Raw genomic sequence first — 13,604 nt, 5'->3', positions numbered from 1 at the left:
AATGATGCAGTTCTCTAAAATGCATGGCCTTGGCAACGATTTTATGGTCGTCGACGCGGTAACGCAGAATGTGTTTTTCTCACCGGAACTGATCCGTCGTCTGGCGGATCGGCATCTGGGCGTGGGGTTCGATCAGCTGCTGGTGGTGGAGCCGCCGTACGATCCCGACCTCGATTTCCACTACCGTATTTTTAACGCGGACGGCAGCGAAGTGAACCAGTGCGGCAATGGCGCGCGCTGTTTCGCCCGCTTTGTCCGCCTGAAAGGGCTGACTAACAAGCGTGATATTCGCGTCAGTACAGCCAATGGTCGCATGGTGCTCAGCGTCACCGATGATGAGCTGGTGCGCGTGAACATGGGCGAGCCTAACTTCGAGCCTTCCGTCGTGCCGTTTCGCGCAAACAAAGCGGAAAAGACCTATATTATGCGGGCGGCCGAGCAGACAGTATTGTGCGGCGTCGTCTCTATGGGTAACCCACACTGCGTGATCCAGGTTGATGATGTGGAAACCGCGGCGGTCGAAACGCTCGGCCCGGTGCTGGAAAGCCACGAACGTTTCCCGGAGCGCGCGAACATCGGTTTTATGCAGGTGGTGAAGCGCGAGCACATTCGTCTGCGGGTTTACGAGCGCGGTGCGGGCGAGACGCAGGCCTGCGGAAGCGGAGCCTGTGCGGCAGTGGCCGTGGGCATCTCCCAGGGGTTACTGGCTGAAGAGGTTCGCGTGGAATTACCGGGCGGTCGGCTTGATATCGCCTGGAAAGGACCGGGTCATCCACTGTATATGACGGGCCCGGCGGCACATGTCTATGACGGGTTTATCCATCTATGAAACAACCAGGGGAAGAACTGCAGGAAACAGTGACGGAACTGGACGACAGAGCTGTTGTTGATTATCTGCTGCGCAATCCTGAGTTTTTTATTCGCAATGCACGCGTCGTCGAAGAGATGCGCGTGCCGCATCCGGTTCGCGGAACCGTGTCGCTGGTAGAATGGCACATGGCGCGCGCGCGCAACCACATCAGCCAGCTTGAAGAGAACATGACGCTGCTGATGGAGCAGGCCAGCACCAATGAAAGCCTGTTCTATCGTCTGCTGCATCTGCAGGCGCGTCTGGCGTCGGCGCACAGTCTTGACGAGTTCCTCAGCCGCTTCCACCGCTGGGCCCGCGAGCTGGGGCTGGCGGGTGCAACGATTCGTCTTTTCCCTGACCGCTGGCGCATCGGCGCACCGTCGGGATTTACCCATCTGGCACTGAGCCGTCAGGCGTTTGAACCGCTGCGCATTCAGCGTCTGGGCCATGAGCACCACTATCTGGGGCCGCTTAACGGACCTGAGCTGCTGGTCGTGTTACCGGAGGCCAAAGCGATTGGCTCGGTGGCGATGTCGCTGATGGGGCGCGATGGCGATCTGGGCGTCATCTTATTTACCAGCCGCGACGCGCATCACTATGAGCAGGGGCAAGCCACGCACCTGCTGCAGGAGATCGCCCTGATGCTGCCCGAGCTGCTGGAACGCTGGATTGAGCGCGTATGACGGACGGACTGCTCGCCACTGACGTCTCGCGCTTTCTGCGCTATCTCGGCGTGGAACGCCAGCTTAGCCCCATTACGCTCCTTAACTATCAGCGTCAGCTTGATGCCATCATGCAGATCGCCGACGAGATCGGCCTGAAAAGCTGGCAACAATGTGATGCTGCGACGGTACGCGCGTTCGTTGTGCGTAGCCGCAAAAAAAATCTCAGCCCGGCAAGCCTGGCGCTCAGGCTCTCTGCGCTGCGCAGCTTCTTCGACTGGCTGGTCAGCCAGGGCGGCATAAAAGCCAACCCGGCAAAAGGGATCGCCACGCCGAAAGCGCCGCGCCATCTGCCTAAAAATATTGACGTTGACGACGTAAACCGCCTGCTGGATATCGATCTGAACGATCCGCTGGCCGTCCGCGATCGCGCGATGCTGGAGGTGATGTACGGTGCCGGGCTGCGTTTATCTGAACTCGTCAACCTTGATCTCAAGCATCTCGACCTGGAATCGGGCGAAGTGTGGGTAATGGGGAAGGGCAGCAAAGAGCGCCGCCTGCCGATTGGCCGCAATGCGGTTTCCTGGATTGAGCACTGGCTTGACCTGCGCGGGCTGTTTGGCACCGACGAAGATGCGCTGTTCCTGTCGAAACTCGGCAAGCGGATCTCGGCGCGTAACGTGCAGAAGCGCTTTGCGGAGTGGGGCATTAAGCAGGGGCTAAACAGCCACGTGCATCCCCACAAGCTGCGCCACTCTTTTGCAACACACATGCTTGAGTCGAGCGGCGATCTGCGCGGCGTGCAGGAACTGCTTGGCCACGCGAACCTGTCGACGACTCAAATTTATACCCACTTAGACTTCCAACACCTTGCCTCGGTGTATGACGCGGCGCATCCACGCGCCAAACGGGGGAAATAATGCGTTTTTACCGCCCACTCGGTCAGATCTCAGCCCTGACGTTTGACCTTGATGACACTCTTTATGACAACCGCGAGGTGATCCTGCGTACCGAGCAGGAGTCGCTGGCGTTTGTGCAGAACTATCATCCCGCGCTGAAGACGATGCAGAACAAGGACTTCCAGAAGCTGCGTCAGTCCCTGCGGGAGACCGAGCCGGACATTTACCACGACGTGACCGAATGGCGTCGTCGCGCGGTTGAGCAGGCGATGCTGAATGTAGGCCTGAGTGCGCAGGATGCCGCCATTGGGGCGGAAGCGGCCATGGAAAACTTCGCCAAATGGCGCAGCCGTATCGACGTGCCGCAGGAAACCCACGACACGCTGGCGACGCTTGCCGAAAAGTGGCCGCTGGTGGCCATCACCAACGGCAATGCCCAGCCGGAGCTGTTCGGCCTCAGCGATTACTTTGAATTCGTGCTGCGTGCGGGTCCTCATGGGCGCGCGAAGCCGTTCAGCGACATGTACCATCTGGCGGCGGATAAGCTTAACCTGCCGCTGGGTGAGATCCTGCACGTGGGGGATGACCTGACCACAGACGTGGCGGGCGCCATCCGCTGCGGCATGCAGGCCTGCTGGATCAAGCCGGAAAATGCTGACCTGATGATCGCCTCCGATAGCCGTCTTCTGCCGCACGTGGAAATTTCGCGGTTGGCATCCCTCACGACGCTGATATAATCACCAGTAATATTGTATAAATTACCAGGGTTTTGCTGTTGTAGGCCCGGTAAGCGAAGCGCCACCGGGCGTTTTGCTCTGTTCCTGAATACTATGTGACGGTGCCAATGGACGTTTCTTACCTGCTCGACAGCCTTAATGACAAACAGCGTGACGCGGTTGCCGCCTCGCGCACCAACCTGCTGGTGCTGGCTGGAGCGGGCAGTGGTAAGACGCGCGTGCTGGTTCACCGTATCGCCTGGCTGCAGAGCGTGGAAAACTGCTCGCCGTACTCCATCATGGCGGTCACGTTCACCAACAAGGCGGCGGCGGAGATGCGCCACCGCATCGCCCAGCTGATGGGCACCAGCCAGGGCGGCATGTGGGTTGGCACCTTCCACGGTCTGGCGCACCGCCTGCTGCGTGCGCACCACATGGACGCCAACCTGCCGCAGGATTTCCAGATCCTCGACAGCGAAGACCAGCTCCGTCTGCTGAAGCGCCTGATCAAGGCGATGAACCTCGACGAGAAGCAGTGGCCGCCGCGTCAGGCGATGTGGTACATCAACGGCCAGAAAGACGAAGGGCTGCGCCCGCACCATATTCAGAGCTTCGGCAACCCGGTCGAGCAGACCTGGCAGAACGTCTACAAGGCCTATCAGGAAGCGTGCGATCGCGCCGGCCTGGTGGATTTTGCCGAGCTGCTGCTGCGCGCTCACGAGCTGTGGCTCAACAAGCCGCACATCCTGCAGCACTACCGTGAACGCTTCACCAACATTCTGGTGGACGAATTCCAGGATACCAACAACATCCAGTACGCGTGGATCCGCCTGCTGGCCGGCGATACCGGCAAGGTGATGATCGTGGGCGATGACGACCAGTCGATCTACGGCTGGCGCGGGGCGCAGGTGGAGAACATTCAGCGCTTCCTCAACGATTTCCCCGGCGCGCAAACCATCCGTCTGGAGCAGAACTACCGCTCTACCAGCAATATCCTGAGTGCGGCTAACGCCCTGATTGAGAATAACAACGGGCGTCTGGGTAAAAAGCTGTGGACCGACGGCGTCGACGGCGAACCGATTTCGATTTACTGCGCCTTCAACGAGCTCGACGAAGCGCGCTTCGTGGTCAACCGCATCAAAACCTGGCAGGACAACGGCGGCGCGCTGGAGCAGTGCGCCATTCTCTATCGCAGCAACGCCCAGTCGCGCGTGCTGGAAGAGGCGCTGCTGCAGGTGGGGATGCCGTACCGCATTTACGGCGGTATGCGCTTCTTCGAACGTCAGGAAATCAAAGATGCGCTCTCGTATCTGCGTCTGATTGCCAACCGTAACGACGACGCGGCGTTTGAACGCGTGGTCAACACGCCGACCCGCGGGATTGGCGACCGTACGCTGGACGTGGTGCGTCAGGCCTCGCGCGACCGTCAGCTGACGCTGTGGCAGGCGTGCCGCGAGCTGCTGCAGGAAAAGGCCCTTGCCGGACGCGCGGCCAGCGCCCTGCAGCGCTTCCTTGAACTGATTGACGCCCTGGCGCAGGAAACCGCCGACATGCCGCTGCACGTGCAGACCGACCGGGTGATTAAAGACTCCGGCCTGCGCACCATGTACGAGCAGGAAAAAGGCGAGAAGGGCCAGACCCGTATTGAGAACTTAGAGGAACTGGTCACGGCAACGCGCCAGTTCAGCTACAACGAAGAAGACGAGGACCTGATGCCGCTGCAGGCATTCCTCTCCCACGCCGCGCTGGAAGCGGGGGAAGGGCAGGCGGACACCTGGCAGGATGCGGTTCAGCTCATGACCCTGCACTCCGCCAAAGGTCTGGAGTTCCCGCAGGTGTTTATTGTTGGCATGGAAGAGGGGATGTTCCCGAGCCAGATGTCGCTGGATGAAGGCGGACGTCTGGAAGAGGAACGCCGTCTGGCCTACGTGGGCGTGACGCGAGCGATGCAAAAGCTGACGCTGACCTACGCTGAAACCCGCCGTTTGTATGGCAAAGAGGTCTATCACCGTCCGTCGCGCTTTATCGGTGAACTGCCGGAAGAGTGTGTCGAAGAGGTACGTCTGCGGGCGAGCATCAGCCGTCCGGTCAGCCATCAGCGCATGGGCTCGCCGATTGCGGAAACCGACACCGGCTACAAGCTGGGCCAGCGCGTGCGCCATTCGAAGTTTGGCGAAGGCACCATTGTGAATCTGGAAGGCAGCGGCGAGCACAGCCGCCTGCAGGTGGCGTTCCAGGGGCAGGGGATTAAATGGCTGGTGGCCGCCTACGCGAAGCTGGAAACAGTCTAACTTTCAGAAAAATATCATTATTTTGTAATAATCTGCTAGCCTTATACGTTGAAGGTCAATTAATGCCCTTCAGCGTTTCGTTGCGTGTTGACGCCACAGTTATAGCTGGCGTAACATGCGCGCACGATTACGCTAAGAGGACATTCGCCTTGGACACACCCAGTAGATACTGGCTCAATTCCCTGTCATCCAGGAACAACTCCTAAGGCTATCTCCTCTTGCTGATGGCCTTAGTGGTTGTCAGCGACTGCATTATTCCCGTCGCGCTGAGTCAGGCTGTTTAATGGTCTGAAACCCAATTTGTTTCTGTGTGCCCACCGAACTGTCCGATATTTTTTGCATTGGGAGTCCCGGTCATGTTGAGCGCATTTCAACTCGAAAATAACCGACTGACTCGGCTTGAAGCCGAAGAGTCACAGCCCCTCATTGATGCCGTATGGGTGGATCTGGTCGAGCCGGACGACGATGAGCGCCTTCGCGTACAATCTGAGCTGGGGCAAAGCCTGGCAACGCGCCCGGAACTGGAAGACATCGAAGCATCCGCCCGTTTTTTTGAAGACGAAGACGGCCTGCACATTCACTCCTTCTTCTTCTTCGAAGATGCCGAAGACCACGCGGGCAACTCCACCGTGGCGTTTACCATTCGCGACGGTCGTCTGTTTACCCTGCGCGAGCGTGAGCTACCGGCATTCCGCCTTTACCGCATGCGCGCCCGCAGCCAGGCGATGGTGGACGGCAACGCCTATGAGCTGCTGCTCGATCTGTTCGAGACCAAAATTGAACAGCTGGCGGATGAAATTGAAAACATCTACAGCGATCTGGAAAAGCTGAGTCGCGTGATCATGGAAGGCCATCAGGGCGATGAGTACGACGAAGCGCTCTCCACCCTGGCGGAGCTGGAAGATATCGGCTGGAAGGTGCGTTTGTGTCTGATGGATACCCAGCGCGCGCTGAACTTCCTGGTGCGCAAGGCGCGTCTGCCGGGCGGTCAGCTGGAGCAGGCGCGTGAGATCCTGCGCGATATCGAATCCCTGCTGCCGCACAACGAATCCCTGTTCCAGAAGGTCAACTTCCTGATGCAGGCGGCGATGGGCTTTATCAACATCGAGCAGAACCGCATCATTAAGATCTTCTCGGTGGTGTCCGTGGTGTTCCTGCCGCCGACGCTGGTGGCGTCCAGCTACGGGATGAACTTCGAGTTTATGCCGGAGCTGAAGTGGAGCTTTGGCTACCCGGGGGCGATTATCTTCATGATCCTCGCCGGGCTGGCGCCGTATCTGTACTTTAAGCGTCGTAACTGGCTTTGAGAATCCGCCCGGTGGCGCTACGCTTACCGGGCCTACAGATCTTGTAGGCCGGATAAGGCGCAGCCGCCATCCGGCAAAAAGGCCTACAGCCCTTTGCGCCCCCTGCGCTGGGTATAAATCGCATCCGCAACAAAGATCGCCAATGCCACCCAGATAAAGGCGAACGTCACCATCTTATCCGCACCCGGCACTTCGCCGTAAAACACCACTGCCAGCAGGAACATCAGCGTCGGGCCAATGTACTGGAAGAAGCCCAGCGTGGAGAGACGCAGGCGCGTCGCTGCACCGGTGAAGCACAGCAGTGGAATGGTGGTTACCACGCCCGCCGCCATCAGCATCAGGTTCAGCGACCACGGATTGCTGCCCATGTGGCTGGTTGGGCTGTCGGCGATGCCGAAGAGATAAATCGCCGCCACCGGCAGCAGCCACAGGGTTTCAAACAGCATCCCCGTCTGCGCTTCCACCGCAATCTTCTTACGCACCAGGCCGTAGAAGGCAAAGCTGAACGCAAGACCGAGGGCGATAATTGGCAGCGAGCCGAACGTCCACAGCTGCACCAGCACGCCGCAGAAGGCCAGAATCACCGCCACCCACTGCATCCGGCGGAAGCGCTCACCGAGGAAAATCATCCCCAGCACGATGTTCACCAGCGGGTTAATGAAGTACCCCAGGCTCGCTTCGAGCATGTGATGGTTATTCACTGCCCAGATAAACAGCAGCCAGTTACCGCCAATCAGCACGGCAGAGAGCGCCAGCAGGAAGATCTTCTTCGGGGTCTGCAGCAGCGTTTTGACGCCCGACCACTGACGGCTGAGGCTCATCAGCGCAATCATAAAGAAGAAAGACCAGATGACGCGGTGAGTGAGGATCTCATCAGCCGGAACGTAGGCGATTAGCTTGAAGTACGCCGGGGCGATACCCCAAATAAAATAAGCGGCAAGGGCGAGTAAAACGCCCTGCCGCGTCTGTTTAGCATCCATCGGGAAAATCCGTTACAAAAAAGTGAATCAATTTTACCCGATTTTGCCGCCTCAACCCACCATATAAGTGGCGGTTGCGCTGGCGATATAAACCTGTTCTTCGTTGTGCAATTCCACGCGCGCCACGGCAACTTTATTCCCGGCGCGCAGCAGGCTGCTGGTACAGGTGAAGCGGTTTCCGCGCCCCGGGCGAAGATAGTCGACGCGCAAATCAATGGTGCCCATGCGCGCCAGACGCTGGCGAAGTTCGTCTTCGTTGATGGTGTCATGGCGCGTCAACGTACTGCCCACGCAGACCAGTCCTGCCGCCACGTCCAGCGCGGAGGCAATCACGCCGCCGTGTAAAATACTTTGCGCCCAGTTCCCGACCATCATCGGCTGGTTATTGAAACTCAGCTGGGCAAAGTCTTTCTCGTAACGCTCCAGCTCCAGTCCCAGCGCGCGGTTAAACGGCATATGGTAAACAAATATCTCGCCCACGAGTTTTAACACTTCTTCGGCGGTAAGCATGGCTGACATGAGGCATCACATCCTTATTGTTAACGAAATGTTGATTTTATGCCTCAGCAACTAGGAATGCTACTTTCAGAAACGAGGATGCAGCAGTTGTCGCAGAAGTCTGTAGAATGTTCGCCACATAACTATTCAGGTAATTTTACTCTTTTGCAGGAGAACACCACCGATGCGGACGTATCTGGCCTGGTTACTGGCGGCGATTTCGCTGCCCCTCACAGCCTATGCGCAGGAAGCGACAATTAAAGAGGTGCATGATAAGCCTGCCGTGCACGGTAGCATTATCGCGAACCTTCTTCAGGAGCATGACAATCCGTTCACGCTCTATCCGTACGACACCAACTACGTGATTTACACCCAGACCAGCGACCTCAACAAAGAGGCGATAAGCTCCTATAACTGGTCTGATAATGCGCGTAAAGATGAGGTGAAGTTCCAGCTCAGCCTCGCGTTCCCGTTCTGGCGCGGCATTCTGGGGCCGAACTCGGTGCTTGGTGCGTCTTACACGCAGAAGTCCTGGTGGCAGCTCTCTAACAGCGGGGAATCCTCGCCGTTCCGCGAAACCAACTACGAGCCGCAGCTGTTCCTCGGGTTCGCAACGGATTATGAATTCGCCGGCTGGACGCTGCGTGACGTCGAAGTGGGCTTTAACCATGATTCTAACGGACGTTCCGATCCGACATCCCGTAGCTGGAACCGCGCCTATACGCGCCTGATGGCGCAGAACGGTAACTGGATGGTGGAGGTGAAGCCGTGGTATGTGGTCGGCAGCACTGATGACAACCCGGACATCACCAAATACATGGGCTACTACCAGCTCAAAGTCGGCTATCAGCTGGGCGATGCCGTACTGAGCGCGAAGGGGCAGTATAACTGGAATACCGGTTACGGCGGCGCGGAAGTGGGCTTAAGCTATCCTATGACGAAGCACGTTCGCATCTATACGCAGGTCTACAGCGGTTACGGCGAGTCGCTTATCGATTACAACTTCAACCAGACCCGCGTCGGCGTGGGCGTGATGCTGAACGATATTCTCTAGGTTGCTCGAATGTTTTTGCGTTAAACGTTGAAGTTTCTCTCTCAGGCGCTGAAAATAGCGCCTGTTTTATTTTTCGCATATGGGGTTAATGTGGCGCAGGCGGAAGTATTGAATCAGGAGTCGCTGGCTAAACAGGTTTTGCATGAAACCTTTGGCTACCAGCAGTTCCGCCCTGGCCAGGAAACCATCATTGAAACGGTGCTGCAAGGCCGTGACTGTCTGGTGGTGATGCCGACCGGCGGCGGTAAGTCCCTCTGTTATCAGGTGCCCGCGCTGGTGCTTAACGGCCTGACGGTCGTGGTATCCCCGCTCATTTCGCTAATGAAAGACCAGGTTGACCAGCTGCTCGCCAACGGCGTCGCGGCGGCCTGTCTGAACTCGACGCAAACCCGGGAGCAGCAGCAAGAGGTGATGGCCGGGTGCCGCACCGGGCAGATCCGCCTGCTGTATATCGCGCCGGAACGCCTGATGCTGGATAACTTCCTCGACCATCTCGCGCACTGGAATCCGGTTCTGCTGGCGGTGGATGAAGCGCACTGTATCTCCCAGTGGGGACACGATTTCCGCCCGGAATACGCCGCCCTCGGCCAGCTGCGTCAGCGCTTCCCCGAGCTGCCGTTTATGGCACTTACCGCCACGGCGGATGACACCACGCGCCAGGATATCGTTCGCCTGCTGGGGCTGAACGACCCGTATATTCAGGTCAGCAGCTTCGACCGTCCGAACATCCGCTACATGCTGATGGAAAAATTCAAGCCGCTGGATCAGCTCCTGCGCTACGTCCAGGAGCAGCGCGGCAAGTCCGGCATCATCTACTGCAACAGCCGCGCAAAGGTGGAAGACACCGCTGCGCGTCTGCAAAACCGTGGCTTTAGCGCGGCGGCATACCATGCCGGGTTAGAGAACCACATCCGCGCCGACGTGCAGGAAAAATTCCAGCGCGACGACCTGCAAATCGTCGTCGCGACGGTGGCGTTCGGGATGGGGATCAACAAGCCGAACGTGCGCTTTGTGGTGCACTTCGACATTCCGCGCAATATCGAATCCTACTATCAGGAGACCGGCCGCGCCGGACGTGACGGCCTGCCTGCGGAAGCGATGCTGTTTTACGATCCGGCCGATATGGCGTGGCTGCGCCGCTGTCTGGAAGAGAAGCCGCAGGGCCAGCTGCAGGATATCGAGCGCCACAAGCTCAACGCGATGGGCGCGTTTGCCGAAGCGCAAACCTGCCGTCGTCTGGTGCTGCTCAACTACTTTGGTGAAGGGCGGCAGGAGCCGTGCGGTAACTGCGATATCTGCCTGGATCCCCCAAAACAGTACGATGGCCTGATGGACGCGCGTAAGGCGCTCTCGACCATTTACCGCGTAAACCAGCGCTTCGGGATGGGCTACGTGGTGGAAGTGCTGCGCGGTGCCAACAACCAGCGTATCCGCGACATGGGCCACGACAAGCTGCCTGTCTACGGTATTGGCAAGGATCAGAGCCACGAGCACTGGGTCAGCATTATTCGCCAGCTGATTCATCTCGGCTTTGCTACGCAGAACATTGCTCAGCACTCCGCGCTACAGCTGACCGAAGCGGCGCGTCCGGTGCTGCGCGGTGACGTTGAACTGAAGCTCGCCGTGCCGCGCGTGGTCGCCCTCAAGCCGCGCGTGATGCAGAAATCCTACGGCGGCAACTACGACCGCAAGCTGTTCGCCAAACTGCGCAAGCTGCGTAAGGCCATCGCTGATGAAGAGAACATCCCGCCTTACGTGGTGTTCAACGACGCGACGCTCATTGAGATGGCCGAGCAGATGCCGCTCAGCGCCAGCGAAATGCTCAGCGTCAACGGCGTCGGTACGCGCAAGCTGGAGCGCTTCGGTAAAGAGTTTATGGCGCTCATCCGTTCCCACGTTGATGGTGATGATGAGGAGTAGTCAGCCGGGCGAAAAAGTGCCAGGATGATGACTTACTGAATTATTTCCCCGCGAGCTAATTATGTTAATGCTATTTCTCACCGTGGCGTTAGTGCACATCGTTGCGCTGATGAGCCCGGGACCTGACTTTTTCTTCGTGTCGCAAACGGCCGTCAGCCGCTCCCGCAAGGAGGCGATGATGGGTGTGCTCGGTATCACCATGGGCGTAATGGTCTGGGCGGCGGTTGCGCTGCTCGGTCTGAACCTGATCCTGGAGAAGATGGCCTGGCTGCATAACATCATTATGGTCGGCGGCGGGCTGTACCTGTGCTGGATGGGCTACCAGATGCTGCGCGGGGCGCTGAAAAAAGAAGAGAAAAAACCGGAAGAGCCAAAGGTCGAGCTGGCAACGGGCGGCCGCAGCTTTGTAAAAGGGCTGCTGACCAACCTGGCGAACCCGAAAGCGATTATCTATTTCGGCTCCGTGTTCTCACTGTTTGTGGGAGATAGCGTCGGTGCGGGCGCACGCTGGGGCATCTTCCTGCTGATCGTCGTTGAAACCTTTGCCTGGTTTACCATCGTGGCCAGTCTGTTCGCCTTACCGGCGATGCGCCGCGGCTACCAGCGTATTGCGAAGTGGATCGACGGCTTCGCCGGCGCGCTGTTCGCCGGCTTCGGCATTCATCTCATCATTTCTCGCTAAGCATGACGCGCTGACGCAAGCAGCGCGCCAACCAGCATAAACAGCGAACCAAAGACTTTATTCAGGGCCTTCATCTGCTTAGGCCCTTTAATCCACGCCGCAATCCGCTGCGCCAGCGTCGCGTAACCAATCATGACGATAATATCGACGATAATGGTGGTCGCGCCCAGCACTACGTACTGCATCACCTGCGGCTGATGCGGCACGATAAACTGCGGGAACAGCGCGGCGAGGAAAACGATGCTCTTCGGGTTGGTCAGGTTGACGAAAACCGCACGCTTAAACAGATGACCGCGGTTTTGCGTCTGAGCGAGCGTATTCAGGTTAATGGAGCCTGCCGCGCGCCACTGCTGGATGCCGAGCCAAATCAGATAGGCCGCCCCGGCCCATTTCAGCACTTCAAAGGCCAGTACGGAGCGGGAGAACAGGGTGCCCAGACCAATCCCGACCAGCACGATATGAATGCCCAGCCCGGTCTGCAAACCGGCAATGGACGCCGCCGCGCCGCGATAGCCGTGGTTGATGGAGGTGGTCATGGTGTTAATGGCGCCCGAGCCCGGTGAAAGGCTAAGGATGATGGATGTCAGCAGGTAAGCGAACCACCACTCGAAGGTCATTTGAAACTCCCGAATTGTCTGTTTTTATGCCACAATACGCTATTGTTGAGTCATTTTGTGACCGGTTACGAAAAAACGATATTCCTTGGCTTAGGTGAGTAGAAACCCAATGTTTCAGCAGAAAAAGGACTGGGAAACACGAGAAAACGCATTTGCTGCTTTCTCCATGGGGCCGCTGACCGATTTCTGGCGCCAGCGTGAGGAAGATGAGTTTACGGGCGTCGGCGATATTCCAGTACGCTTTGTGCGTTTTCACGACAAGAAAAATGACCGGGTCATTGTGGTCTGCCCCGGACGTATTGAGAGCTACATCAAATACGCCGAACTGGCCTATGACCTGTTCCATCTGGGCTTCGATGTGCTGATTATCGATCACCGCGGGCAGGGGCTGTCAGGGCGCCTGTTATCGGATACCCATCGCGGCCACGTGGATAACTTCAGCGATTACGTCGACGATCTCGCCGCGTTCTGGCAGCAGGAGGTCGAGCCAGGCCCCTGGCGGAAGCGCTATATTCTGGCGCACTCAATGGGCGGTGCGATTTCAACGCTGTTTTTACAGCGCCACGCTCACCAGTGCGACGCCATTGCGCTCACCGCGCCGATGTATGGCATCGTCATGCGCTTTCCTGACTGGATGGTACGCCATATTCTCGACTGGGCTGAGGGCCATCAGCGCATTCGGGAAGGCTATGCCATCGGGACGGGACGCTGGCGGGCGCTGCCGTTTGCGATGAACGTGCTGACGCACAGTCGCCAGCGCTATCGTCGTAACCTGCGTTTTTATGCCGATGAGCCCCGCCTGCGCGTGGGTGGCCCGACATATCACTGGGTACGGGAAGGTATCCTTGCCGGTGAGCAGGTGCTGGCTGGTGTCGACAACGACGACACGCCAACACTCCTGATTCAGGCGGAAGAAGAGCGTGTGGTGGATAACCGCATGCATGACCGCTATTGTGAACTGCGCGCTGCCGCCGGTCACCCTTGTGAAGGGGGAAAACCGCTGGTCATTAACGGCGCGTACCATGAGATCCTTTTTGAAAAGGACGCTATGCGCTCAGTCGCGCTCAACGCCATTGTTGAATTTTTCAACAGGCATAATTGATTTTTGTTTTCCACCAGAGGTTGAAA

General features: G+C 58.1%; 14 protein-coding genes. 11 read left to right on the top strand and 3 right to left on the bottom strand.

The annotated features are described in order from the left end of the window. The first annotated feature begins 4 nt into the window (after positions 1 to 4). From dapF to corA, 7 genes are all read left to right on the top strand, one after another. Positions 5 to 829 carry a diaminopimelate epimerase gene (dapF, locus tag B498_RS10180; protein WP_008501545.1) on the top strand — a complete coding sequence of 275 codons (825 nt, stop codon included), beginning with the start codon at positions 5 to 7 and terminating at the stop codon, positions 827 to 829. Next, the gene (locus B498_RS10185) at positions 826 to 1,533 is read left to right on the top strand and encodes a DUF484 domain-containing protein (RefSeq protein ID WP_008501544.1); all 708 of its coding nucleotides are present in this window, start codon (positions 826 to 828) and stop codon (positions 1,531 to 1,533) included. Before dapF ends, B498_RS10185 begins: the two co-directional genes overlap by 4 nt. Continuing rightward, a complete protein-coding gene (gene xerC, locus B498_RS10190) occupies positions 1,530 to 2,432 on the top strand; it encodes a tyrosine recombinase XerC (RefSeq protein WP_008501543.1) in 903 nt (300 codons plus the stop codon). Before B498_RS10185 ends, xerC begins: the two co-directional genes overlap by 4 nt. Continuing rightward, positions 2,432 to 3,148, top strand: coding sequence for a 5-amino-6-(5-phospho-D-ribitylamino)uracil phosphatase YigB (gene yigB, locus B498_RS10195; RefSeq protein WP_008501542.1), 717 nt, complete (start codon positions 2,432 to 2,434; stop codon positions 3,146 to 3,148). The genes xerC and yigB overlap by 1 nt, the downstream gene beginning before the upstream one ends. 107 nt (positions 3,149 to 3,255) lie before the next feature. After that, positions 3,256 to 5,418, top strand: coding sequence for a DNA helicase II (gene uvrD, locus B498_RS10200; RefSeq protein ID WP_008501541.1), 2,163 nt, complete (start codon positions 3,256 to 3,258; stop codon positions 5,416 to 5,418). Between the two features lie 149 nt (positions 5,419 to 5,567). Then, positions 5,568 to 5,624 carry a YsgD/CorL family protein gene (gene ysgD / locus B498_RS23375; protein WP_212743980.1) on the top strand — a complete coding sequence of 19 codons (57 nt, stop codon included), beginning with the start codon at positions 5,568 to 5,570 and terminating at the stop codon, positions 5,622 to 5,624. 150 nt (positions 5,625 to 5,774) lie between these two features. Then, positions 5,775 to 6,725: a magnesium/cobalt transporter CorA gene (gene corA / locus B498_RS10205; RefSeq protein WP_008501540.1), complete on the top strand. Its 951-nt coding sequence runs from the start codon at positions 5,775 to 5,777 to the stop codon at positions 6,723 to 6,725. A gap of 83 nt (positions 6,726 to 6,808) precedes the next feature. Here corA and rarD read toward each other — a convergent pair whose 3' ends face one another. Together rarD and yigI are read right to left on the bottom strand one after the other, a co-directional pair. Beyond that, a complete protein-coding gene (gene rarD / locus B498_RS10210) occupies positions 6,809 to 7,705 on the bottom strand; it encodes an EamA family transporter RarD (protein WP_008501539.1) in 897 nt (298 codons plus the stop codon). Between the two features lie 51 nt (positions 7,706 to 7,756). Beyond that, on the bottom strand, positions 7,757 to 8,224 hold the full coding sequence (yigI, locus tag B498_RS10215) for an acyl-CoA thioesterase YigI (protein ID WP_008501538.1): 468 nt from the start codon (positions 8,222 to 8,224) through the stop codon (positions 7,757 to 7,759). 163 nt (positions 8,225 to 8,387) lie between these two features. Between yigI and pldA the strand changes: the two genes are divergently transcribed. From pldA to rhtC, 3 genes are all read left to right on the top strand, one after another. Further along, positions 8,388 to 9,257 (top strand): phospholipase A, encoded by an 870-nt coding sequence (gene pldA / locus B498_RS10220; RefSeq protein WP_008501537.1) that lies wholly within the window; start codon positions 8,388 to 8,390, stop codon positions 9,255 to 9,257. 90 nt (positions 9,258 to 9,347) lie between these two features. Beyond that, positions 9,348 to 11,177, top strand: a complete 1,830-nt coding sequence (recQ, locus tag B498_RS10225) for an ATP-dependent DNA helicase RecQ (protein ID WP_008501536.1) — start codon at positions 9,348 to 9,350, stop codon at positions 11,175 to 11,177. Positions 11,178 to 11,238: 61 nt separating this feature from the next. Then, positions 11,239 to 11,859, top strand: coding sequence for a threonine export protein RhtC (rhtC, locus tag B498_RS10230; protein WP_008501534.1), 621 nt, complete (start codon positions 11,239 to 11,241; stop codon positions 11,857 to 11,859). On the opposite strand, the gene rhtB is transcribed toward rhtC, so the two are convergent. After that, the gene (gene rhtB, locus B498_RS10235; protein ID WP_008501533.1) at positions 11,856 to 12,476 is read right to left on the bottom strand and encodes a homoserine/homoserine lactone efflux protein; all 621 of its coding nucleotides are present in this window, start codon (positions 12,474 to 12,476) and stop codon (positions 11,856 to 11,858) included. The two genes, rhtC and rhtB, sit on opposite strands and share 4 nt — an antisense overlap. A 109-nt stretch (positions 12,477 to 12,585) precedes the next feature. Here rhtB and pldB point away from each other — a divergent pair, with 109 nt between their 5' ends. Further along, positions 12,586 to 13,578, top strand: coding sequence for a lysophospholipase L2 (gene pldB, locus B498_RS10240; RefSeq protein ID WP_008501532.1), 993 nt, complete (start codon positions 12,586 to 12,588; stop codon positions 13,576 to 13,578). The last annotated feature ends 26 nt before the right edge of the window (positions 13,579 to 13,604 follow it).

Source organism: Enterobacter sp. SST3, from assembly GCF_000286655.1.
GTDB classification, from domain to species: domain Bacteria; phylum Pseudomonadota; class Gammaproteobacteria; order Enterobacterales; family Enterobacteriaceae; genus Enterobacter; species Enterobacter roggenkampii.
The sequence above is the reverse complement of the archived record's forward strand: the minus strand, read 5'-3'. Positions and strand labels throughout refer to the sequence as shown.